22 protein-coding genes and 1 tRNA gene are annotated in these 25,359 nt (G+C 37.6%); 11 read left to right on the top strand and 12 right to left on the bottom strand.

Translation table 11 applies throughout. From position 1 onward, the window contains the following. Positions 1–21: 21 nt before the first annotated feature. The 10 genes from INP93_RS07515 to metE all read left to right on the top strand — a co-directional run bounded on the left by INP93_RS07515 (position 22) and on the right by metE (position 9,076). Positions 22–894, top strand: coding sequence for a DMT family transporter (locus tag INP93_RS07515; protein ID WP_193451855.1), 873 nt, complete (start codon positions 22–24; stop codon positions 892–894). A 2-nt stretch (positions 895–896) separates the two neighbouring features. Continuing rightward, on the top strand, positions 897–2,318 hold the full coding sequence (gene sbcB, locus INP93_RS07520) for an exodeoxyribonuclease I (RefSeq protein ID WP_197544554.1): 1,422 nt from the start codon (positions 897–899) through the stop codon (positions 2,316–2,318). Positions 2,319–3,088: 770 nt separating this feature from the next. Beyond that, positions 3,089–3,574, top strand: a complete 486-nt coding sequence (gene ftnA, locus INP93_RS07525; protein ID WP_005696115.1) for a non-heme ferritin — start codon at positions 3,089–3,091, stop codon at positions 3,572–3,574. A 20-nt stretch (positions 3,575–3,594) separates the two neighbouring features. Further along, positions 3,595–4,095 carry a non-heme ferritin gene (gene ftnA / locus INP93_RS07530; RefSeq protein ID WP_005696114.1) on the top strand — a complete coding sequence of 167 codons (501 nt, stop codon included), beginning with the start codon at positions 3,595–3,597 and terminating at the stop codon, positions 4,093–4,095. A 194-nt stretch (positions 4,096–4,289) separates the two neighbouring features. Further along, positions 4,290–4,375 (top strand) — tRNA-Leu (locus INP93_RS07535). Positions 4,376–4,434: 59 nt separating this feature from the next. Beyond that, a complete protein-coding gene (ttcA, locus tag INP93_RS07540; protein ID WP_197544555.1) occupies positions 4,435–5,364 on the top strand; it encodes a tRNA 2-thiocytidine(32) synthetase TtcA in 930 nt (309 codons plus the stop codon). 1 nt (position 5,365) lies between these two features. Next, positions 5,366–5,695: a TusE/DsrC/DsvC family sulfur relay protein gene (locus tag INP93_RS07545; protein ID WP_197544556.1), complete on the top strand. Its 330-nt coding sequence runs from the start codon at positions 5,366–5,368 to the stop codon at positions 5,693–5,695. Positions 5,696–5,892: 197 nt separating this feature from the next. Beyond that, the gene (locus INP93_RS07550; RefSeq protein ID WP_007525241.1) at positions 5,893–6,102 is read left to right on the top strand and encodes a TOBE domain-containing protein; all 210 of its coding nucleotides are present in this window, start codon (positions 5,893–5,895) and stop codon (positions 6,100–6,102) included. A 251-nt stretch (positions 6,103–6,353) separates the two neighbouring features. Further along, positions 6,354–6,614 (top strand): SemiSWEET family transporter, encoded by a 261-nt coding sequence (locus INP93_RS07555; protein ID WP_049373448.1) that lies wholly within the window; start codon positions 6,354–6,356, stop codon positions 6,612–6,614. 188 nt (positions 6,615–6,802) lie between these two features. Further along, positions 6,803–9,076 carry a 5-methyltetrahydropteroyltriglutamate--homocysteine S-methyltransferase gene (metE, locus tag INP93_RS07560; protein ID WP_197544557.1) on the top strand — a complete coding sequence of 758 codons (2,274 nt, stop codon included), beginning with the start codon at positions 6,803–6,805 and terminating at the stop codon, positions 9,074–9,076. 86 nt (positions 9,077–9,162) lie between these two features. Here metE and cdd read toward each other — a convergent pair whose 3' ends face one another. The 7 genes from cdd to INP93_RS07595 all read right to left on the bottom strand — a co-directional run bounded on the left by cdd (position 9,163) and on the right by INP93_RS07595 (position 16,833). Beyond that, a complete protein-coding gene (gene cdd, locus INP93_RS07565) occupies positions 9,163–10,038 on the bottom strand; it encodes a cytidine deaminase (RefSeq protein ID WP_197544558.1) in 876 nt (291 codons plus the stop codon). A gap of 91 nt (positions 10,039–10,129) precedes the next feature. Next, positions 10,130–10,672, bottom strand: a complete 543-nt coding sequence (locus INP93_RS07570) for an RNA 2'-phosphotransferase (RefSeq protein WP_197544559.1) — start codon at positions 10,670–10,672, stop codon at positions 10,130–10,132. Between the two features lies 1 nt (position 10,673). Next, positions 10,674–11,060: an SMI1/KNR4 family protein gene (locus INP93_RS07575; protein WP_070867877.1), complete on the bottom strand. Its 387-nt coding sequence runs from the start codon at positions 11,058–11,060 to the stop codon at positions 10,674–10,676. 139 nt (positions 11,061–11,199) lie between these two features. Further along, entirely contained in the window at positions 11,200–12,012 is an 813-nt protein-coding gene (locus INP93_RS07580) for an ABC transporter ATP-binding protein (RefSeq protein WP_005696082.1), read from the bottom strand. A gap of 1 nt (position 12,013) precedes the next feature. Next, entirely contained in the window at positions 12,014–13,990 is a 1,977-nt protein-coding gene (locus tag INP93_RS07585) for a dipeptide/oligopeptide/nickel ABC transporter permease/ATP-binding protein (protein ID WP_197544560.1), read from the bottom strand. Then, complete coding sequence (locus INP93_RS07590; RefSeq protein WP_014065363.1) at positions 13,990–14,943, bottom strand: ABC transporter permease; 954 nt, start codon at positions 14,941–14,943, stop codon at positions 13,990–13,992. The genes INP93_RS07585 and INP93_RS07590 overlap by 1 nt, the downstream gene beginning before the upstream one ends. 291 nt (positions 14,944–15,234) lie before the next feature. Then, positions 15,235–16,833 carry an ABC transporter substrate-binding protein gene (locus INP93_RS07595; RefSeq protein ID WP_197544561.1) on the bottom strand — a complete coding sequence of 533 codons (1,599 nt, stop codon included), beginning with the start codon at positions 16,831–16,833 and terminating at the stop codon, positions 15,235–15,237. A gap of 352 nt (positions 16,834–17,185) precedes the next feature. On the opposite strand from INP93_RS07595, the gene INP93_RS07600 reads away from it, so the two are divergent. Then, the gene (locus tag INP93_RS07600) at positions 17,186–17,668 is read left to right on the top strand and encodes a Dps family protein (RefSeq protein ID WP_197544562.1); all 483 of its coding nucleotides are present in this window, start codon (positions 17,186–17,188) and stop codon (positions 17,666–17,668) included. Positions 17,669–17,717: 49 nt separating this feature from the next. Here INP93_RS07600 and INP93_RS07605 read toward each other — a convergent pair whose 3' ends face one another. The 5 genes from INP93_RS07605 to recB form a co-directional block, all read right to left on the bottom strand. Beyond that, complete coding sequence (locus INP93_RS07605) at positions 17,718–18,179, bottom strand: threonine/serine exporter family protein (RefSeq protein ID WP_197544563.1); 462 nt, start codon at positions 18,177–18,179, stop codon at positions 17,718–17,720. Positions 18,180–18,183: 4 nt separating this feature from the next. After that, positions 18,184–18,954 carry a threonine/serine exporter family protein gene (locus INP93_RS07610; protein ID WP_049384285.1) on the bottom strand — a complete coding sequence of 257 codons (771 nt, stop codon included), beginning with the start codon at positions 18,952–18,954 and terminating at the stop codon, positions 18,184–18,186. A 128-nt stretch (positions 18,955–19,082) separates the two neighbouring features. Continuing rightward, entirely contained in the window at positions 19,083–19,730 is a 648-nt protein-coding gene (gene grxB, locus INP93_RS07615; protein ID WP_197544564.1) for a glutaredoxin 2, read from the bottom strand. 3 nt (positions 19,731–19,733) lie between these two features. Continuing rightward, positions 19,734–21,668, bottom strand: coding sequence for an exodeoxyribonuclease V subunit alpha (recD, locus tag INP93_RS07620; RefSeq protein ID WP_197544565.1), 1,935 nt, complete (start codon positions 21,666–21,668; stop codon positions 19,734–19,736). Continuing rightward, the gene (recB, locus tag INP93_RS07625) at positions 21,668–25,309 is read right to left on the bottom strand and encodes an exodeoxyribonuclease V subunit beta (RefSeq protein WP_197544566.1); all 3,642 of its coding nucleotides are present in this window, start codon (positions 25,307–25,309) and stop codon (positions 21,668–21,670) included. Before recB ends, recD begins: the two co-directional genes overlap by 1 nt. Between the last annotated feature and the right edge of the window lie 50 nt (positions 25,310–25,359).

Here is a 25,359-nt window from a genome sequence, read left to right on the forward strand (position 1 = left end):
TATGAGAATTTAGGACGAATTATGCACAATCTTATTTTTGCCATTCTATGTAGTGTTGCCGTATCGGTATTACTCAAAGTTGCGCGCAAGAAAAATATCATTATTGAACAAGCCATTGCGTTTAACTATATCGTCACCATTTCATTAAGCTATTTCTTACTCAAACCTGATTTCAAAGGATTAGAATTTACTGAATATCTAGCACAAAGTGATAGCACACCTATTTTCCTGGCATTAGGTATTTTATTACCAACCGTATTTATCATTATGTCTAAAGCGGTGGAATTTGCCGGAATTGTTCGTTCTGATGCAGCACAACGCTTATCGTTATTTCTACCGATTGTTGCCTCTTTTATTATATTCCATGAAACATTAAGTCAGCCCAAAATTGTTGGCATTATTTTAGCATTCATCGGTTTATTCTGTATTTTGAATAAATCGAATGAACAAAGTGCGGTCACTTTTAAAGGCATTTTAGGCCTGATCGGTGTTTGGTTTGGCTATGGCACTATTGATATCTTATTCAAACAAGTGGCAAAAAGCGGGGGAGCATTCCCAACCACATTATTCATTGCTTTCTCATTAGCCGCTTGTGTCATGTTTCTGTATTTATTCCTAAAACGCACTCAGTGGACAGTGCCAAGCTTTATTGGTGGAATCATTTTAGGTGTATTGAATTTCTTCAACATCCTGTTTTACATTAAAGCGCACCAAAGTTTCGGGCAAAATCCAACCTTAGTTTTTGCAGGAATGAATATTGGTGTTATTTGTTTAGGCACCATCACAGGCGCATTTTTCTTTAAAGAAAAAATCAGCAAAATAAACTGGTTTGGCGTACTTATCAGTCTTTCAGCAATTTTCTGTTTATATTATTTAGATAAAATTTTGGCTTAATTATGGCAAACGATTTTAGTTTTTTTATCTACGATTACGAAAGTTTTGGTATCAATCCGGCAAGTGATCGTCCAGCTCAATTTGCCGGTATTCGTACCGATGCAGATTTTAATATTATTGGCGAGCCTGTTATGTTGTATTGCAAGCAAACCAATGATTATTTGCCCGCACCGGAAGCCGTAATGGTCACAGGAATCACGCCACAAGAATGTAATGAAAAGGGGATTTCAGAACCTGAATTTGCTGCAAAAATTCTAGCTGAGTTTTCACAACCTAATACTTGTGTGATGGGTTACAACAACATTCGTTATGACGATGAAATGACTCGTTATACCTTTTACCGTAACTTCATCGATCCCTATGAATATAGCTGGAAAAATGGCAATTCTCGTTGGGATTTACTGGATTTGGTACGAGCCTGTTATGCTTTGCGTCCAGAGGGAATTAATTGGGCTTATGACGATGATGGTATGCCAAGCTTTCGCTTAGAAAAACTAACCAAAGCAAATGGTATTGAGCATGAAAATGCCCATGATGCGATGGCGGATGTGTATGCAACCATCGCCATGGCTAAATTAATCAAAGAAAAGCAGCCTAAATTATTTCAATTCTTCTTTGAGCATAGAGGTAAAAAGGAAATTGAGAAACTGGTCGACACTGCGGAAATGACACCATTAGTGCACGTTTCGGGCATGCTAGGCAATTATCGCGGCAATTGTGCTTGGGTGGCACCATTAGCATGGCATCCAACTAATCAAAATGCCGTAATCGTCTGTGATTTATCAGGTGATATTGATAATTTACTCAGTAAAAGTGCGGTTGATTTGCGACAAGATTTATATACCAAGAAAAGTGAGCTAGAAGAAAGGGGAGTTTCATCAGTTCCATTAAAATTGGTTCATATTAATAAATGCCCAATTTTGGCGCCTGCAAAAACATTACTGCCAGAAAATGCAGCTCGTTTAGGGATAGACAGACAACAATGCTTAGATAATTTAGCAAAATTGCGCCAATCCTTAGATATACGCGAGAAAGTTATTGAAATCTTCTCAGAAGAACGAGAATTTGAGCCGAGTGATAATGTAGAAACGGAACTTTATAACGGTTTCTTTAGCAATGCGGATAAAAACAATATGGCTATTTTACGCGATTTACCACCTGAAAAATTAGCTGAGCATGGTTTAGCATTTGAAGATAAACGAATTCCTGAATTGTTATTCCATTATCGTGCCAGACATTTCTATAAAACTCTAAATCGTGCAGAACAAATCAAATGGCAAAAATATCGCCAACGTAAATTAGAACAAAGTGCGGTTAAATTTGAGGAAAGTCTACAACGGTTAGCGGAGGAATATTCGGATAATCCAACCAAACTGAATTTACTACAACAGGTTTATGAATACGGAGCAAAACTGTTATCTTAACCTTATACATATCGTGACATAGTCACACAAATACCATTCATCAAAAACGTAAATCTTAATCCCTGAGATTTACGTTTTTCTTTTTTAAATCTGATGATATTCACCTCATAAAATAACGCAGAATTCACGTAGCGTTGTCATTATTTGATACATATAAACGTCTTTATTTTTTCCTTACATAACAACTTTAGAGTGTGTAAATCATTATTTAATCTTATTGCAAAGTGTTGCGAGACTAGATTTCGCATCGTTTGAATGGTATCCGTGACCTGTGCATAACTCTGTGATCTTATTAATACGTAGCCTTTACTAACCTTGTAATTGATTTCGCATAATGTATATTATGTTAAATTAAATATATGGATATGTCACAAATCAAAACAGATAACTATCCTACTTTTATACACTGGTTAAAATAAGGTGATTTTGGGTTATGGATATAAAAGAAATAAATGGATGTCTTTGAAATGGAATAATTAGAATTAGTCTGAAATTTTGAGATAACGCTACGTGAGTTCTGAATACAATTACGTACATCAATTCACCAGATTTCATCATTCTTGATCTGATAATGAGAATTTATTTTACAAACACCTCACAAATGAGAATAATTAACATTGATTTTTCTTTTATTATTAGTGGTTTATAAAAATATTTTTCAAAAAAATACTTGATTATTCTCATTTGTGAGATTAGAATGTACACCGATGACAAGTTAAGCAGTCTTGTTTTTATTTTTAATCTCTACTTAATAAGGAAAGGAGTTGGTTATGCTTAATAAAGCAATCGCAGATAAGTTAAATGAACAAATCAATTTAGAGTTCTACTCTTCTAATGTTTATTTACAAATGAGTTCTTGGTGTAGCAAACACGGTTACGAAGGTGCTGCAGCATTTTTACTTCGTCATGCTGATGAAGAATTAGAACATATGCAAAAATTATTCCAATATGTAAGTGAAACAAGTGGTATGCCACTTTTAGGTAAAATTGATGCACCTAAAAATGACTACAAATCACTTAAAGAAGTGTTTGAAACCACACTTGAACACGAAAAATTCATTACTTCTAAAATTAATGAATTAGTTGAAGTAACATTTGCAAACAAAGACTATTCTACTTTTAACTTCTTACAATGGTACGTTGCAGAACAACACGAAGAAGAAAAATTATTCAATAGCATTATTGATAAATTTAACTTGGTAGGTGAAGACGGTCGTTCGCTTTACTTTATCGATCGTGATTTAGCAACATTATAATTTTAAAAGGAGAATACAAAATGTTATCATCAAACGTAATCAAATTATTAAATGATCAAATGAACCTTGAGTTCTACTCTTCAAACCTTTACTTACAAATGAGCGCATGGTGCGAACAAAACGGTTTTGAAGGTGCTGCTAAATTCTTATCAGCTCACGCTGCAGAAGAAATGCAACACATGCGTAAATTATTCACTTATTTAAATGAAACAGGTGCATTAGCGGTAATCACAGCAATTGAAGCGCCTGCGCATGAGTACAAATCATTAAAAGAAATCATTGAATTAACTTATGAACACGAAAAATTGATCACAAGTAAAATCAATGAATTAGTGGGTAAAACTTTTGAAGAAAAAGACTACTCTGCGTTCAATTTCTTACAATGGTATGTTGCAGAACAACACGAAGAAGAGAAATTATTCAGCGGTATTTTAGACAAATTAAATCTTCTTGGCGAAGATGGCAAAGGTTTATTCTTAATTGATAAAGATTTAGGTAACCTTGCAGGTCAAACCGCTTAATTAGATAATCATAAAGCTTAGTAGAAATACTAAGCTTTTATTTTACCTATAATTTGTGACAACGTATCAAATTATTTTAAACTTCCCTTTTATCTTTGAATACAATTTGATGAAATTTAAAACAACCACACGTTTTTAATGAAATTTTACTTGCAACGAAGTAAGATAAACGTATAATTCAGAACAACCCAAATGCCTGGGTGGCGAAATTGGTAGACGCAGCGGATTCAAAATCCGCCGGTGAATAACCGTGTCGGTTCGAGTCCGACCCTAGGCACCACAGAATTTATAAGCTCTGAAGTTGATTCAGGGCTTTTTTATTAGCTAAACTAAATCAATATGACAGAACAAAACCAAGATAAAAAACAGACTTATAATTTCAATAAATTGCAAAAACGTCTTCGCCGTAATGTTGGCAATGCAATTGCTGATTTTGGCATGATTGAAGATGGTGATAAAGTGATGGTTTGTCTTTCTGGTGGTAAAGACAGCTATACGCTTCTCGATATTTTGTTGAATTTACAACAAAGTGCACCGATTAAATTTGATATTGTTGCCGTCAATTTAGACCAAAAACAGCCTGGTTTTCCTGAGCATGTTTTACCTGAATATCTGCAAAGTATCGGTGTAGATTATAAAATCGTTGAAGAAAATACTTACGGCATCGTAAAAGAGAAAATCCTAGAAGGCAAAACAACGTGCTCTCTCTGCTCTCGCCTACGCCGTGGTATTTTATACCGTACAGCAACCGAACTTGGTGCAACCAAAATTGCACTTGGACACCATCGTGATGATATGCTGGCTACCCTGTTCCTGAATATGTTCTACGGTGGAAAATTAAAATCTATGCCACCGAAATTAATTTCAGATGACGGCAAGCAAATTGTGATTCGTCCATTGGCTTATTGTAAAGAAAAAGATATTGAAAAATATGCCGTAGCCAAAGAATTCCCAATTATCCCTTGTAATTTGTGTGGGTCTCAACCTAATTTACAACGTCAAGTAGTAAAAGAAATGCTGAATACTTGGGACCGTCAATATCCTGGACGTTTAGAAACCATGTTTAGTGCGATGCAAAACATTACGCTGTCACACTTATGTGACCCAAAACTCTTTGATTTTAAAAGTATTAAGCACGGTCAAGCACTTGATGGTATTGAAGGAGATACCGCTTTTGATGAAGAGCGTATCGAACCAATGAAATTTGATGATGAAGATGCATCTGACTATTCCGATAATGAAATGATCAGCTTTAAAGAAGTGAATTAATATGATTACCGTACAAGGAAAACAAATCGAAACCGACGCCTCTGGCTATTTACTTAATATTGCTGATTGGAATGAAGAGGTGGCAAAACACATTGCTCAGCTAGAAGGTGTAGAATTGACTGACGCTCACTGGGAAGTGATTTATTTTGTGCGTGATTTCTATCAAGAATATAACACCTCCCCTGCGATTAGAATGCTGGTAAAAGCCATGTCAGAAAAATTAGGTGCCGATAAAGGTAATAGCCGCTATTTACAACGACTCTTCCCTGACGGACCTGCTAAACAAGCAACCAAACTGGCGGGTCTGCCAAAGCCAGCTAAATGCTTATAGAATAACGTAACCGCGCGATAAAGTGCGGTTATTTTTTACCTAAATCTAGTCAAATGAATTAATTACGATTACGCGTTAAGCAAAGAAAATGCTGAGTAAATATTAAAAAGGTTATCACCTATTAAGTAGTATTTTCAAATTATATATTTATCTATATAATGTCTACTCTTTTTAACTTAAACATAAGGAAATGCTAAATGAAAATTAGTGCAAGAAACCAACTTAAAGGTACTGTAAAATCAATCGAAACTGGTTCTGTGAACGCAATCGTACACATTGATATCGGTAACGGTAACGTAATTTCTTCTACCATCTCTATCGATGCAGTAAAAGAATTAGGTTTAGCTGTTGGTAAAGAAGCATATGCGATTATCAAAGCAACTTCTGTAATGGTTGGTGTTGAATAATCTCAACTGAACTGTTCAGAATTCTATATAACCGCGCTTTAAAGTGCGGTTATTTTTTTGTCTTTTTTCTCTCTAATCTCTTTATTCCCCTTCTAATAAAATGCATTTTATCCTTAACCAAAATGAAACAATCTTTGCTACATCTTGTTATTTATTGACTTTTAATTAATTATATTGTATAATTTTCACATATTATCAATTTTTAGTTAATAATCTAGTTTCGGATTATTCTGTTAAACTTAGGAGAGCAAATGACAAATCAACGTTTTATTACTATTTTAGGCTATGTCGCAACATTTACTTCAGTTTGTATGTATGTTTCTTACTTGCAACAAATTGGTCTAAATTTATCAGGTCAAAAAGGTGGTTGGTTACAACCTTTTGCTACGACAATCAACTGTAGTTTATGGGTAGCTTATGGCTTGTTGAAAGAAAAACGCGATCTGCCTATTTCATTAGCCAATGCGCCTGGTGTCATACTTGGGTTGATTACTTTCGTCACCGCCTTATAACACTATAAAACCTCATACAAAAAAGACCGCACTTTTTAGAAATTTTAAAGTGCGGTCTTTTTATTTATTAATTTAATTCATTTAAAACCTGAAAATTATGAAGTTGTGTAATCTTCTTTTCTATTGCATTCTATAACCGAACAGACGTTTAGACGTCTAAACCAAACAAAACAATAGAAGGATTCATTATGACAACATTTCATTTAGCAGGATTTCCGCGCGTAGGCGCAAAGCGTGAACTTAAATTTGCTCAAGAGCGTTACTGGCGTGGTGAAATTGCAGAAGCGGATTTATTAGATATTGCAAAAAGATTACGTGAACTTAACTGGCAACACCAAGCCAAGGCAAATGCTGATTTTGTTGCGGTGGCTGATTTCACACTTTACGATCACATTTTAGATTTACAAGTGGCAACCGGTGCGATTCCTGCTCGCTTTGGTTTCGATAGCCAAAATTTAACACTCGATCAATATTTCCAATTGGCGCGTGGTAACAAAACACAATTTGCCATTGAAATGACAAAATGGTTCGATACCAACTACCATTATCTCGTCCCTGAATTCCATAAAGAGACACAATTTAAAGCGAATCCAGCACATTATGTGACACAAATTCGTGAAGCTAAAGCACTTGGGTATCAAGTTAAACCAACAATCGTTGGTCCACTCACTTTCCTTTGGTTAGGTAAAGAAAAAGGGGCTGCATTTAATCGCTTTGATTTATTAGCAAAACTCGTGCCAGTTTATGTTGAAATTTTAAATGCGTTAGCTGCGGAAGGCGTGGAATACATTCAAATTGATGAACCTGCTCTCACCTTAGATTTACCGGTAGAATGGATTGCCGCTTATAAAGCGGTTTACGCCACTTTTGCTGAACAAGTTAAAGCAAAATTATTGCTTGCAACTTATTTCGGTTCTGTGGCAGAACATGCTGATTTGTTAAAAGCCTTACCTGTAGCAGGTTTACATATTGATTTAGTACGTGCACCTGAACAACTTACTGCCTTTGCAGATTACGACAAAATCTTATCCGTCGGCATCATTGATGGTCGTAATATCTGGCGTGCAAACTTAAATCAAGTGTTAGATGTGGTTGAGCCATTAAAAGCGAAATTAGGTGATCGTTTATGGATTGCGCCAAGCTGCTCTCTCCTTCATACACCTTATGATTTAGAAGTTGAAACACAGCTACAAGCCAATAAGCCTGAACTTTATCAATGGTTGGCTTTCACGTTACAAAAAATTCAAGAATTACGCGTTATTAAGACTGCGCTAGAGCAAGGCCGCGAAGCGGTTCAAGCAGAATTAGCTGCTTCTCAAACTGCTGCAGATGCACGCAAAAACTCACGTGAAATTCACCGCACTTGTGTAGCTGAACGTTTAGCAAATCTACCAAAAAATGCTGACCAACGTAAATCGGCATTTGCGGAACGCATTAAATTACAAAATGCGTGGTTAAATCTACCACTTCTGCCAACGACGAATATTGGTTCTTTCCCACAAACGACAGCAATTCGTCATGCTCGTGCTGCCTTCAAAAAAGGCGAACTTAGCTTAGCGGATTACGAAGCTGCAATGAAAAAAGAAATTGAATTCGTTGTACGTGAACAAGAAAAATTAGACTTAGATGTATTGGTACATGGCGAAGCAGAACGTAACGACATGGTGGAATATTTCGGCGAATTACTCGATGGTTTTGCTTTCACCAAATTCGGTTGGGTACAAAGTTATGGTTCACGTTGTGTGAAACCGCCAGTGATTTACGGTGATGTTACTCGTCCAGAACCCATGACGGTACGTTGGTCGCAATATGCCCAAAGCCTTACCAAGAAAGTCATGAAAGGCATGCTGACTGGTCCTGTCACGATCTTACAATGGTCTTTCGTGCGTAACGATATTTCTCGTGAAACGGTCTGTAAACAAATTGCTGTTGCACTTTCTGATGAAGTATTAGATTTAGAAAAGGCTGGCATCAAAGTGATTCAAATTGATGAACCGGCTATTCGTGAAGGTTTACCATTAAAACGTGCAGATTGGGATGCTTATTTGAAATGGGCGGGCGAAGCCTTCCGTTTAAGCTCAATGGGTTGCCAAGATGATACACAAATTCATACGCACATGTGTTATTCCGAATTTAACGACATTCTACCTGCTATTGCAGCCTTAGATGCCGATGTCATTACTATAGAAACCTCGCGTTCTGACATGGAATTACTCACCGCATTTGGTGATTTCAAATACCCGAATGATATTGGTCCTGGCGTATATGACATTCATAGTCCACGTGTGCCTGCAGCAGAAGAAATTGAACATCTTCTTCGCAAAGCATTACAAGTGGTGCCGAAAGAACGTTTATGGGTAAACCCAGACTGTGGTTTGAAAACACGCGGTTGGCCAGAAACAATTGCGGCATTAAAAGTGATGGTTGATGTCACGAAAAAATTACGTGCTGAATTAGCATAAAATCAGTAAAAAGAAAGGCGAACATGAGAGGTTATCTCTGTTCGCCTTTTCTTTTGGTTAAAAAACTAATTCATTTTTGACCGCACTTACAGGCTAATATATTCCATTTTCACCTTGCAGAGACTCTTTAATAACTGCTCTGCCATCTTACGATGACTTAAACGCAATGGTTTCTCTGCAAATACTACGCGCTCAATTTTCGATACATCCAGTTGATTTAAATAAGCAAAATTAATCGCTGTTTGCATAGCGGGTAAGCTTGGGTTGAATGCCACATTTTCTGCATATCGACCACAAATCATTTCTCCATTCTTAAATAAAATGCCTACACCATGAGGGCTTTTAGAATAAGGTGAATGAGCTCGGTTTGCCCCTAAAATGGCTTTATTTGCCACTTCATCTTCTGTTGTTAATGTAAAACCTTGTTCTTCTTTGTTTAATAGAAGCAAATCAACCCCTAAATCTTTTGGGCCAAAGCTATCGGGTAAATATTGGGGAAGTGGATTATTTTGGCTATGTGGCAAATGGATTTTCAAATCTTTCGCTTGATAAAGCTCATTCATAAATTGACGACAGTGACCACAAGGCGTGTAATTCACCACGATATCCGTGATGCGAGGTTCATTGCGTAACCATGCATGGCTAATCGCACTTTGTTCAGCATGGATGGTTTGAGCCATGCTACTACCCTGAAACTCTTGGTTCGCACCAAAGTAAAAATCACCACTTTCACCAATCGCAATTGCTCCAACATGAAATTCTGAAATGGGCGTGTGGCTATAACAAGCTGCTACTGGCAAAAGTGCCAAACCTAATTGAACAGGCGTAAGCTTAAATTCATCACAAATTGACCGCACTTTTTCAGCCGGTAAAAAACCTTTCCATTCTTGTTCTTCTAATGCAGAAAGCATTGCATTTGAAAGTGGTGAATCGGCTAATGCTTGTTGAATTTTTTGTTGCATATTAAATCTCCTTATTTTTATATGCCCATTCTACGCTATTTGGAGAAACTTCACCGCAAAAATGATCATATAATGCAAATATTCTTAATCATTAATTATCTTTTATAAACTCAGGCGAAATGTAATCTGATAACCAGACTTTTTCATTGCCAATATAAAATTTGATACCCTTAGATTGTGCTAGTTCTGTATCAATTTTTAGAAGAATTGTCTCTCCTTTTTTTCTATTCCCAACCAATGTTGCTGTCTCAACATCCTCAGATAAATGTACATATTGACGAGACATTGGTTTCAATCCATTTAATTTAATATCATCTAAATAATTTATACTTGTCCCATGGTATAAATACTTTGGTGGATAACCAATTTCTTTAGAAATTTTCATTGGAATTGAATGCCCGTAGAAAGCTCTTATTTTTCCATTTTTAATCTCATGCCTTTTCTTTTCCGATAAGTCGATCATTTTAACTAAATCGTCTTCGGTTAACGTATTCCATTTTTCATCACTATTTCTAAATGATGAAATTAATTGTTTGACAGAAACCCAACCTTCAGAATCCAATTCTAGTTCATATTCCCATGGGGCATGACGAAGCGCATAGGAAACCTCTTTACTTAAATTTAAATAGTCCATTTTAATACTCTTTTGCACTTTTGATTTCTTCCGCTAACCACTCATCAAAATCCTTACATTCATATTTATTGTCTTTATTACCAAGATCATGAACATAAACTCTCGGATTTCCAGAGTAATCCGTCAATTTGAAACAAGCTGCCCAATCACCATCTCTAGCGAATGATATTAAATCAGCTACACCTGTCAGTTTTTCTATTGCTTTACTATAAAGATAAACACTGTCCTCTATCTCTGAATTCTCATAATCAGGATCTTCAAACCACCAAGGAAAATATTCCAATTCATTTATCTTTTCCATATTACTCGATAAATCAATATAAGACTGAGGAAACTTAAAGTTTTCAGGTAATTGTTCTTTGGGATATAAATTAAATTTAGTTTGCATAATGGCTCCACAATTACAATTCATCTGTAAAGATAAGCAATCTTTTATCTAAGTTTTCAAGTCTATGCAAGAAAAATCATAAAAAAATAACCGCACTTTAAAAGTGCGGTCATAAATTAAGATATTTTATTTACTCGTTTTATAACAATGATGGAGCCACACCAAGTAGTTTCCGGGTGTAATCCACTGTAGGGTGATTGAAAATATCTTCTGTACTACCCGTTTCCAAAATTTGACCGCCGTACATCACGACAATGCGATCAGAGACTTGGCGTACGGTTTGGATATCATGAGAGATAAACACCATGGCAAGATTGAGTTCTTTTTTCAAATCCGCCAATAAGTTTAATACCTGAGCACGAACGGATACGTCTAATGCAGAAGTCGGTTCATCCGCCACAATCAGTTTGGGATTCAGCGCTAAGGCACGTGCAATCGCCACACGTTGTTTTTGTCCACCTGATAAACGAGTTGGCTCAACTTGTGCTGCAGAACGTGGTAAACCTACGCGAGAAAGCAAGTCATACACACGTTTTTCCCGCTCATGGGGTTGTAACACATTGTGAATATCCATCGGGTCACGCAAAATATCCAACACTTTCATACGAGGATTCAACGCTGTTGCTGGGTCTTGGAAAATCACCGATACTTGACGACCGAATTGTTTTCTCGCTTCTGAGCTACCATATTGCATTTGTAAGCCGTTGAATTTCACTAAACCTGATGTCGGTTTAAGCAGCCCAATGATCACGTTGGCTAAGGTAGATTTCCCGCAGCCAGACTCCCCAACTAAACCAATGGTTTCCCCCGCTTTAATGCCAAGACTCACATTGTTTACTGCTGTGAATTTTTTACGTCCAAACAATGAACCGTCGCGAGAAGGAAATTGCACCACGATATTTTCTAAATCGATGATGTTTTGTTCTTTAATGACTTTAATACTACTGCTCATATTATGCTCCTTTCGCTTCCGTTACAGGCTTAGCTAGATGAGAAGCCCACAAGTGAGACGGCTCGCCTTCCACAGCGGTTAATACCAATTTTTGTTCTGGATTTGCATCTGGTCGTAGTGAACGACTTGCAAAACGGTCACCTGCAGCAAAGTCGTAAGGTGATGGTACACTGCCCGGAATTTGATATAAACGTTTCGCACGGACTTCAGTTGAAAGTACAGAGCCCAATAAGCCACGTGTATATTCGTGAGTTGGATTAGCAAGCAATAAGGATGTTGGTGCCATTTCGACCACTTGTCCTGCATACATTACGGTAATGTGGTGAGCTAATTGAGCAACCAATGCTAAATCGTGGCTAACAAACACCATTGCAAACCCCAGTTTTTCACGTAATTCATTCAATAATTTCACCACTTCTGCTTGAACGGTTACGTCTAATGCAGTTGTTGGTTCATCGGCGATTAATAATTTCGGCTCACGAGTTAATGCCATTGCAATTACCACACGTTGACGTTGACCACCAGAGAGCTCATGCGGATAACGGTTCAATACTTTTTCAGGATCAAGGTGTACCCATTCCAACAATTTTTCTGCGGTATGGTGGCTGCCACGTTTGATGAGCTGTGCCATTTGATCTTTGATACGCATTGATGGGTTTAACGCACTTAAAGAGTCTTGGTAAATCATCGCAATTTCAGAGCCACGCAATTCACTTAAATTGTGAGAATTAAGCAAGCTATGTTGTTTGCCACTGCGGTCGGTGAAAAGCACTTCCCCAGTGATTTTGGCTGTTTTTGGTAACAAGCCCATGATAGAGAATGCGGTAATAGATTTACCACAACCAGACTCACCTACTAATCCCATAGTTTCACCTTCATTTACGGTGAAGCTGATATTATCAACCAATGGAATTTCACCATAACGATTCGGGAAACGAATAGATAAGTTTTTCACTTGTAAAATCGGTTTTGCATTTGGATCTAATTGCATACGATTAGTACGTGTGATTTCTTTTTCATGTAATTTGAGTAAGTAACGTTTTAACGCAAGACCTTCAGAAAGCGCCTCTTGTACGTCGGTAGAAAGACGTTCATCTGATTTACCTTCTGGTTTTTTACCGCCTTTCAAGCGCGGGTTAACCAATGCATCAGTAAGACCTTCTGCTAAGATATTTAAGGCTAATACAGTTAAAAGAATCATCACACCAGCAAAGGTTGTTGCCCACCATGCACCGTTTAATACGATATTACGACCTTCAGAAAGAATGTTACCCCATGAAGGATGCGGTGGTTGTACACCTGCGCCTAAGAAAGAAAGCGAGGCTTCGAATACAATGGCATCAGCCACCATTACGGTTGCAAAAACTAAAACTGGTGCTGCTGTATTGCGTACAACGTGTTTAAGAAGAATATAAGTACGGCTACCACCAATAACGCGTTCAGCACGCACATAGTCTTCATCCCATTGTGATACCACGTTCGCACGAACCACTCGAGCAAGTTGCGGAGTATAAACCACGGCAATGGTGATGATAATGACCGGTACAGAGTTACCAAAGGTTGCTAATAACACTGCCGCTAATGCGATACCTGGGAAGGCCATTAAAATATCCATTAAGCGCATGATAATTTCATTGCCCCATTTCTCAGATGTCGCTGCCGTTGCACCTAAAATACTACCGAAAATAATGGCACAAGCTACCGCACCTAAACCGATAAATAAGGAGGTTTGCGCACCGTACACAATACGAGAGAAAATATCACGACCAAGTCGATCAGTCCCAAACCAATATTCCGCACTTGGAGCACGCATACGTGCGATCACTTCTAATGGATCATGTGTTGCGACCCAAGGGGCAAACACCGCCACTAAAGCAACGAAAACTAAGAATAATAATGAAATTTTTGATGCGGTGGAAAGTGCTCGGAATCTCGCACCGCTTGCAGCTAATCGATCTGCTAAACCTTGACGAAACATTATAGACTCCGAATTTTAGGGTTAATCAACACATAGAGAATATCAACGATAATATTCACTAAAACGAAGGTAAAGGCGATTGTCAAAACCACACCTTGTACTAAGTGCAAGTCATGGTTGACGATGCCGTTAAAAATCAATTTACCCATGCCAGGTAAGTCAAAGATTTGTTCAATAACCACAGCTCCACCAAGTAAGTAACCTACACGTAAGCCTAATACAGTCACAGGTGTAATTAAAGCATTGCGTAATACGTTGTGGCGAATAACGGTTGCATAAGGCACACCATTACCAATCGCTGTTCTCACATAGTCTTTATCCATTTCTTCAACCATGGTTGTACGCACCACACGAATTAATGACGCACATACTGGCACAGCAAGCGCAAGAGATGGCAAAATCATGGAATTGATATACCCCATTGGGCTTTCGCTGAATGGTACAAAACCACCAGAAGGCAACCAATCTAATTCCAAAGAGAACCATTGAATAAGTAAGATACCTAACCAGAATGATGGGGTCGCCACCGCTGCAACAGAGATTAAACGAATCACTTGGTCAACCCAGCTATCACGATAAAGCGCGGCAAGTACACCTAATGAGAAAGACACCACTGCCGCAAACACCACACCAATTAAGGTAAGTTGTAAAGTGATTGGGAAAGATTTCGCTAACATGCTACTGATCGGTAATTCTGGAGGCATTGTCACCCCAAAATCTAATACAAGTAAATTACCTAAGAAACGAAAATATTGAACAAAGAGTGGATCATTTAAACCATGTGATTCACGGTAAAGTTGTTTTGCTGCTTCACTGGCACTTTCGCCTAATGCCACTGTAGCAGGATCACCCGGCGTGAATTGAAGCACTACAAAGACGAGTGCTGTTACACCAAGTATCATGACCGGCAAAGCCATCAATCGGCGTAACAATAATCGAAGTATCATTTCCATCTGACCTCTCCTATTCTATTTTGAGAAATTCATTAAATTAAAAATGAAGTGAAACAATCAAATTAAAAAACAAAATGATTTATACAAATCATAATATCCGCTCTATACCCTGTCAATCCAAGTACCTAGGGCAAAGTTCAAATCTGTGATCGGCTTCACAAAGATTTTTTTGAAATAAAATAGAGAGCAAAAATGATTGAAAAACAGGGGAAAAAATGACCGCACTTTGGTGTTAAAAAGAAAGAAAAAAGGCTGTTGATTGCTCAACAGCCCAAACATTAAAAAGTACTTTTATTTACGGCCCACACCGAGGAAAGATAAACCGGTTGTCGCCAATGGTTGATAGCCTTCAAGACTGCTATCATCCCATGCAGAAGGAAGTTTACGATGAACAATCGGATAAAGTGGTACTTCAGCCGCAATAATGTTAATCGCTTCTTCCCATGATTTTTTCGCTTCAGCGTGATCTTTTGCTCTCACAGCTGTATTGAGCAATTCAGTCACTTTCGCAAATTCAGGGGTGTTGCTCCAGCGGAAACGACGTTTCGGCCATACATCACCACGATACCACCAGCTTAAAAGCAAGTCTAAGTCATTACCAAACACGGATGGGTCACCCGGTGCAATTGCCACTTCATACACACCTGGATCCACGTTGTTGCTGTATAACGCACCAGATTGTAAGTGTTGTAAAGTCACTTTCACACCTGGAATCTTGTTCCAAGACTCTAAAATTAATGGTGCAGATTCTTTCACCCAGTCGTGGTCGGTTGCGAGCAATTCAAATTTAAGCTCAGTCACACCTGCTTCTTTCAATAATGCCGCTGCTTTTTCCGGATCATAAGGATATTGAGTTGATGCCTTAATATAATCTGGGTGAGTGGTTTGTAAGTATGATGTTGCCGCTTCTGCATTACCATCAAATACAATATCAACAAGTTTGTCTGTGTTTAAACCATAGTGCAACGCTTGACGTACTTTGGGATTATTAAACGGAGCTTTCTCACAGTTAAACATTAAGAATAGCAAGCCGAAAGATTGAACGGATTGCACTTGTTGTTTTTTATTTTTTAAACGGCTAATGTCTAAATAAGGTACACTTTCCATTGCTTGAGTACGTTTAGACTCTTGTGCAGTTACACGAGCTGCGGCATCAGAAAGTAATAACCAAGACATTTTTTCAACTTGTGCTGGATATTTACCATTGTAAGGTTCATAAGCTTCAAAAACGATTTTGTCATCTTTCACTGCTGAAACAAATTTGAATGGACCTGAACCAATTGGGTGTGCATCAAATGCAGATTGTCCCACTTTATCGATCACATGTTTCGGTACAATTTTCACACAAGTTAAGCGGTTAGCAAATAAAGCAAATGGATATTTCAGTTTGAATTCCACCACTTTATCATCCACAGCTTTCACACTTTCAATGAAATCAATAAACATCACGAATAAAGATTTATTGGCTGGATCCATAATACGATTGAAAGAATACACAACGTCTTCAGTGGTGACTGGTGCGCCATCATGGAAGGTTGCGCCTTCACGTAAAGTAATACGCCATGTTTTTTCATCAACTTGTTCTGGCTCTTTTCCTGCTAAAGCAAGATAAGGTTCACGAGTTGCAGGATGCAAATCCACCAAACCTTCAAAAATATGCAAGTTTGCGGCATAAGGTGAAGCACCGCTTGATGTCATTGGATCAAAACCAGTAGAAAGTGGATAAGCAATCCCCGCTTCAATGGTTTTACCTTTAATGTCTGCAGCAAAGGCTTTTGGTGCAAATGTGCCTAATGTGCCACTAAATGCAAGACCTGCCCCCACGCCAGCCATTAGCTTCATAAAATGACGACGAGATTCATTTGTTTCAAAGGAAAAATGCTTTGTCATACTAAACTCCTGATGAGTAATAAAATCACATTTTGGTTTTTAAACCTAGCCAAACATTTCATTCGAAAATGAAGTAAAGCAATCAAATCTTAGAATAAAATGATTTCTATCAATCATAATCATCTTCGATTCATTCTGTCAAAGGGGAAATATTGAATGTGTGATCTACTTCACAGAGTTTTTTGCAATTTAAAATAAAAGTTTTTAACTATGCATAATTTATTATAAATAGATTTTAGCTATTGAATCGCTAGATAATATGAAATAGCCATCAGAAAAAACAATGCTTATAATGACCGCACTTCCCAAGCAAGGGAACAACATTTTAATCAACAATAAAGAGGAAAATACTATGCCAAAAACATCAATCGGTTTAGATAAAAAAGCATCTGAAAAATTAGCAGCAAAATTAAACGAATTATTAGCAACCTATCAAGTATTCTATACCAACGTACGTGGTTACCACTGGAATATCAAAGGTGTGAACTTCTTTGAATTACACGCAAAATTTGAAGAAATCTACACGGATTTAGTGGAAAAAGTCGATGAAGTGGCAGAACGTATCTTAACTTTAGGTTACACACCACATAACGGTTATTCACAATACTTCAAAGACTCACGTATTAAAGAAGAGTTAGGAGTAAGTGATGCACAATCTTGCTTAAAAGGCACATTAGAAGGATTAAAAGTATTACTTGAGCAACAACGTGAAATTCTTGAATTAGCAGGTGAATCTGATGATGAAGGTACAGCGTCTCAAATGAGCGACTACATCAAAGAGCAAGAAAAACTTGTTTGGATGTTCCAAGCCGCTTGCCAAACTTGCTATGCTTAATTAAATATTGATTAAATACGAAAGCCGACTGATGTCGGCTTTTTATTTTCTATACTACAGGCTTTTGTCGATAGAACAATAGCCCTGGTAAAGCTAAGCCCAAAACAAGGGCTCCCAAAATAAAGCTGGTATTGATAAAAGAGCTGATCATTTGCTCAAATAATTTATCGGAAAATCCATAATGATGAATTTGTACGATAGCAATCATCGCTTTATAAGCATGAACACCCGGAATCATTGGAATAATTGCCGCAACGGTAAAGACTTTTGGATGGGCTAAATAGCGATGAGATAAATGCACACCAATAAAACCAATCAAACAAGTGGCAAAAAAAGTGGCAAAAACAATCGGGACTCCAAAGTGTAATAATAACGTTCTCGTGACATGCCCAAGTGCACCTAAAATAGCACAATACTTTAAGGCCTTAGGTGGAACATTAAATACCAAGGCAAATCCTACTGCAGGAATGGCTGCAAAAAGCATATCGTCGAGTAAATTCAGTAAAAACATCTTATTACCCCACCCAAGAAACAATATTTAAAAGATTTAATGCAAAGACGATGCCTAAACAAGCACCAAAGGTAAGAACCGTAGCGATGGTCCATCGTCCTATTCCCATATTGACATACCCTTTTAAAATATCTGCAAGTGAGTTAATTAATGGGAATCCTGGGACAAGTAATAAAACGCTAGAAGCTAATGCGATATGAGGATCATTGCCTAAACTATATTTCAAACTGACACCGGAAATCAGTGAGGCAACAAAAGCGGTAATGGCAAAAACGATGAGTGGATTGTAATGACGCTTAGAAATTTCTTGTCGAACAAACATCGCAATGGCAGAAGCAATAAAGGTAATTGCACAAATTGTGATATCTCCACCAGAAAGGTGAGCAAAAGAGGCACAAGATAAACCAATCATAAACACCACCAAATAACGGTTATATTTTAGTGGTTTTAATTTATCTAGTTTCTTTTGAGCCATGGACAAATCATACAAGTGATGCTCTACGGCAACCACAATGTGCTGAACATCCGTAACGATTTGCATATTAATGCCTTTATCGACATTCTTCCGCACAGTAGTAATACAATGTTGCTTAGAAAGTGTGGTCAATAAGACGGCATTTGCCGTCAAAGCACACTCCACGCTTTCAATGCCTAAAGCTACACCTAATCGCTGAGCCATTTGTACGACGACAGCACTTTCTGCCCCATGCTGTAATAATAACAAAGCGGTTTCCACACAAATACGGGTAACCGCTCGTTGGTATTCCTGATCCATATCTCTGCGCTCTTATAAAGTAAACCTTAGAGATTATAGATCGATGAATAAAAAATACTGAAAAAATGACCGTATCTATGATCCAAGTCAAAAGTTCAGTATCTCCAAAGCCTATGACTTAACAGAGATTAAATGGCTTTATCAAAATACAGCGGCACATTGCTTAACTTAGCCATATTCGTGATATAAGCTAAAACTGCTGGTGGAAATTTGATGCCTTTCACACAAGTCAGATTTCGCAATACCGGGAAAACGATAATATCTTCAAGAGAAAGTTGGCCGTTTAAGGCATTTTTAGATTGAATTAATACCGCTAATTTCTCTAAATCACCTTTTAAGCGAGCAAGATAGGTTTCAGTCTTCGCAATATTTTCAGAAAAATCACCAATAAATTCCGTTTTCTTTTTAGTGAAATAATCGACCGCACTTTGGGTTTCAAATTCTGCTAAACCAATTTGCGTAAAGCGTGCAGTCGTAAGATGACCATAATAACTGCCAACTTCTTTTAACCATGCTTCAATTTCAGGACGAACGTATTCAGATAAGATTTTTTCACCAAAATGTTTATCAACATAATGCACGATATCCAAACTTTCCGGCATCGCAGTACCATCTTCTTTGACAAGAATTGGCACAACCTTTTTGCCCACTAAACCAATTGGCGTTGCTTCATCATCATTTGCCAGCACTACAAGTTCTACCGGTAAATTTTTTAAACCAAAAATCATGCGGACACGTACACAAAACGGGCAATGATCGTAAACATATAATTTCATTTTTTACTCCTCTTTTTCCTGTAATAATTTTCCTAAACCACTTTGTCTTTTTACCGTATTTCTGACCGCACTTTGCCAGATTTTTTCATTAGCAAATACGGAAAGTTGATTTTTCGCACGGGTAACACCGGTAAATACCAGCTCTCGTGAAAGCACTGGATTAGGTTCTGTTGGCAATACCATTACCGTATGATCAAACTCCGAACCTTGGGATTTATGAATCGTCATCATAAATGCAGGCTCGTGAGCGGGAATACGACTGGTAGAAACTTCTCGATTGCCGAACCACACTTTGCCCTTAGCTAAACACAAGCCAATATCACCGTTATACAGTTTCACGTTATGATCGTTTTCGGTAATCATAATTGGCTTACCAATATACCAATCGTCCTCTTGGCGGAACCAAAGTAGTTTTTCTGCACGCAATGCTAAAGCAATTTCTCGATTTAACTCTTCCACACCTAATGCCGAAGCACGAAGTGCAGTCAAAAAACGAACGGAATTAAAACGGTCTAAAATTGCTTCCGCATAAGTTTTTTCGTTGCCCTTTTCATCTATAAATTTTGCATTGAGATCTTTCTTTTGAGCAAAATAAGTTTGAAGCTGGGTTAAATAAACACGGTAATTTTCGACCGCACTTTTCACCACTTGTCGAACAGATTCTTTAACGTCTTGCTCTTCATCAAAATGATGGAAATGCAACTCTTGTGGATATTCCGCAAAGGTTGCTACACTGCCCTCACCTTTTCCTTGTTGAATTTGCTCAGCAAGTTGTTTAATGCCCGAATCATCTCGGAAGCGACGACTAAAGGTTAAATGACAAATGGCATCACGCATCGGACTATGTTCATCTGAAGTTGGAACGGTATAGCCTGTTGTTGCATGGATATAATCTGCTTGAGCAGGGCTATAATCTTGCGTTAAAAACTGTGCTATTTCCCCTAATACCGCTCCCGCTTCCACTGAAGCTAATTGAGCTTGGTCACCCAATAAAATCAAACGCGTTTCGGGTTTCAACGCTTGCACCAGTTTCGCCATCATCGGCAAATCAATCATCGAGGTTTCATCCACCACTAGCACATCAATTTGCAGTGGATTATGTGCATGATATTTCACGCTATCGGTAAAAGGGCGAACGCCTAGTAAACGATGCAACGTTTCTGCGGTTTTAGGAATAGATGCACGTAACTCATCTGAAATCGGCATTTGTGCCAAAGCGTTTTCGATAGATTCCGTTAAACGAGCTGCAGCTTTCCCTGTTGGCGCAACCAATTTAATGTGAAGTTTGCCACCAAATAATTCCTGTAATACACATAATAATCGAGTGACGGTCGTGGTTTTCCCTGTTCCCGGTCCACCTGTAATCACAGAAAATGGACTTTTCACTGCTGTTGCGACTGCTACTTTTTGCCAATCAACTTGCGCTTGTTGTTGAGGAAAATAACGATCTAATAATGTCCGAATTTGTTGCGGTTCTACCGATAAAGTGCGGTCATTTTTCAATGCGTTTTTAATATATTGCGCCACGCGGAATTCATCTTGCCAAGCACGATAGAAATAAATCGCCCCAAATTGAAATGCGAGAGGCGCAATCTGATTTTCAGGATCTTGTGTAAAAGCAATATGTTCCACTAAGGCTGATTGCCATTTTGATACAGGAAGAGAACCAATCTTTTCATTGATAAGTGATAAAAAATCCATTTCAGTATGACGATAAGCCAAGCCGAATAAATTACGTTCTAAAAAGCGATCTAATACACAACAAGTATTGCCTTGCGTATAGCTCCAGTTACAAAGTGCGGCTAATAAAATCGCTAAATTTTGTACGGGTTCGGCATAGCCTTTATCTTTTTGTTTATCCGCAATTAATTGAGCAAAATAATAATCGCCTTGAGTAATCACACCTTGTTCTTGCAAGGATTTTAATAGGCTTAACATTAAAATAATTCCTCTAATTGTTGGATTAATTGCCAATCTGGTTTATCAAAAAAGATGCCCGATTGTGGCGAACCATTCATTCCTCGTAAAAATGCATAAACCACACCACCAAAATCTCGGTTGTAATCGTAGTGAGGCAAACGTGTTTTTAAATAACGGTGTAATGCCACCACATACAACAAATATTGCCAATCATAATGATGCTCTAACATGGCTTTTTTCAATGCGGCTTGATCGTAATCCTTTAATGTTTCACCTAAGAAATTCGATTTGTAATCAAGCAAATAATATTTATCTTGATGACAGAAAACTAAGTCCATCGTGCCTCGCACCATGCCTTGAATATCATCAAACTGTAACGGTTCTGATGGCAAATGATGCAAGGTTGCTAACGCTCGATTAAAACCTGCCACATCAAAATGGCTTGTGATATTGAGATAAAACGCCAACTCTTTTAAGCATTGTTTTTCGTTAATTTGTGCAAGGGTAAAATCATCGTTTGGCAAAATTGGCGTGCTGAGTATTTGTTCAAACCACTGTTGAACTGCTACAAACTGCTCTTCCGCAAGATTCAAATCCTGACATAGCTTTTCAATGTTTTCTTTCTCAGCCAGTTGAGCAAAAGGCACCTTTTCAAAATAACGATGCAATAACGTACCGATTTGTGTTCCCCGTGGGAAATCTAGAACCATTTCATCATTATCATGAGCAAGTGCGGTCAGATTTTCAGGGATATTTTCTGTTGAAATCAACGCATCATAATCTTTCGCATCATCAAAAATGAGCGATTTCTTCACCGCACTTTCATTCAAATAAGCTTTGCGTTGATGTGTTTGTTCAATGCCACTAAAGCTCGTCACTCGCCAATCTTGTTCAATTTCACCCCGGAAAGTTTCCGCACTTAAATTTTCTTGAGAAACATTTAAGGTAAGTGGTTCACTGGTTTGTAAAACATCGGTTAATTCAATCGCTACATCATTTGGTAAGAGCTGCTTAAATTTTTCCAATAACGGTTGGGTATCCCAATTATTTGGCAAATCGAGTTTTCGACTAATTTCACCTTGCGTTAAAACATACAATAAAGCATTCCATTTTTTATCAAAGGCTTTTGGTAACACAAAGGCCATTTGGTATTTTGCTCGGGTTAATGCCACATAAAGCAAACGCAATTCTTCCGCAAAAACTTCTTCTGTTAAATCATCCAAATGTTGATCTTGCATATCCCACAAGGTTTTCTCTTCATCACTGTCGTAATATAAATTAAACAGTTTCTTTTTAGTTGGGTCTTTTGCTGCATTTCCTAAAAATGGCAACCAAACCAAATCATATTCCAAGCCTTTGGATTTATGGATAGTTACAATCTTCACTAACTGACGTTCGCTTTCTAAACGAATTTGTGCTTCTTGACGACCATCATCTTGAATTTGCTTTTCAAACCAACGCAATAAAGCTGCTTCACTTTCATTTAATGCCGCTGCTTGCTGTAAAATTTCAGCTAAATGTAACAAATCCGTCAGTTTTCGCTCGCCATCAGGCCGAGATAAGAGTTTTTCTGTGATATTTTCAGCTAAAAGTAAATGGTGCAACATCGGCAATACGCCTTGGCGTTGCCAAATTTGTTGATACTCTGCGAATTTTTCAGCCCAACGTTGCCACTGAATTTCATCATTGTGAATTTGGTGAATTTCAGCTGCATTTAAGCCGAAAAGTGCGGTCGCAATGGCATTTAAAATAGGGCGCTCAGTCACACTCAAACAGGCTTGCAAAATCAAGGCCAGTTCTTTTGCTGTGCTACTCTCAAAGACATTTCCTTTATCCGAAAGGTAAACCGAAGCAATACCAAGTGCTTGCAATTCTTTTTTCACCAATTCGGCTTCGGTATAACCACGCACCAAAACAGCAATATTTTCTGCTCGCAATGTTTGATTTTCCGCTTTACTTTCATTTGGAAAAACAACCGGATTTTCAGTCGCACTTTTTAACCATTGCTGAATAGATATTGCGCAAGCTTTCGCATAATCTTGCTGGGTGGATTTGTCTTTATCATTAATATAAAAACGGAAAGCGGGTTCAGGTTGATTATTCAACTGAAAAACAAGATTCTTCTTGGCTGCGCCGACGTTTAAAAATTTAATATTTTTATAAATAAAAGGCGTATTTTTAAAATCAAATAATCGATTTACCCCTTCCACTAAAGTTTGAGAAGAACGGTAGTTTGTACCGAGATTAAAACGCTCGCTTGCTTCGTCTGCTGCTTTTAAATAAGTAAAAATATCGGCACCACGGAAGCGATAAATCGCCTGTTTTGGGTCCCCGATCATCATAAAGCCAACATTACCAGACGCGTTTTTATTGTGATAAATTTTCGAGAAAATTTGATACTGCAATGCATCCGTATCTTGGAACTCGTCAATCATGGCAAAAGGATATTGAAAACGAATTAATTCCGCTAACTGTTCTCCGCCCTCACCATGTAATGCTTCTTTCAATAAGCGTAATAAATCATCAAAGGATTTTTCAGGATGATTCGCTTTGTATTCAAGAAGTTTCTTTTGAATACCTTGACGATAGTGATAGAGAATGATTTTTTTAAATAAATTACTCGGTTGAAGTTGCTCAATTAAAGCTTCAATCTCTTCAAAAGTTGGATGTGTTATTCTCACACCTTTTTTCTTGAAAGGTGCGTTGACAGCGTTATCCAAAGCCGATTGTGTAAATTTTTTTACTAATGTTTCGTTTAAGGTGAGATCTGCTCTATTTTTTGCCCATGAGGTGACTTCATCTACAAGTGATAAAATTGTTTTGCTTGAATGTGTTTTCCCATTTAAACAAGATTTCTCTTTTTTTACGACTTCTTCATCAAAAAGGTCTCGGATTTTAGCCGCATTTTCTAACCAAGTATCTTTAATCTTTTCAATAATTTCCGCATTCTTAGTGATATCTTTTTGCAAAAATTCTTTTAATGGCAGTTCTAACAGTTCTGGTTTATCAAGTTGTACAGAGAAATCATTTCCAATATTTGAGCCTAAATCATTCAATACCTCTTCTGGCGACTTTAATTCTTTTGAGATAAATGCAGCCAAATGGAAAGGCAAATCATAAAAATGCTCCCGCCAAAATTCATTTGCAAATTGTTTGAGTAAATCAGACTGATCTTTGAGAAGTTTTAAATTGAAATGCACGCCTGAATTGAAAGCATGTTGCATCAGCATTCGGCGACAAAAACCGTGAATGGTATAAATGGAGGCTAAATCTAAATTTTGTTCGGCCAGCTTTAAGCGGCGAAGTGCGATCGGGATATCCTCTAAATAAGGCAACAATTCCGCTAAAAATTGATGTTCCCCAGTAAAAATCGCCTTATCTTTTGTCTCATAATATTCAGAAAAAACAGAAATTGCTGCTGTTAAACGTTCCCGAATTTTACGTTTTAAATCTTCTGTCGCCATTTCAGTAAAGGTTACCACCAAAATTTCTTCCACATTTAATGGTCGAGAAAAACAATTCTCACCTGCTTGTAAAAGTAAACGAAGATAGATAGAACCGATAGTATAGGTTTTCCCAGTACCGGCAGAGGCCTCAATTAAATTGACTTGATTTAAGGGTAAAGAAATGGCATTAAGTGCGGTTGATTTTTGGCTCATTTTTTTATTTTTTTGGAAACATTAGTGTGCTTCTATTGTAGGGATTTAGT

It is taken from the genome of Haemophilus parainfluenzae, from assembly GCF_014931415.1.
GTDB lineage: Bacteria > Pseudomonadota > Gammaproteobacteria > Enterobacterales > Pasteurellaceae > Haemophilus_D > Haemophilus_D parainfluenzae_AF.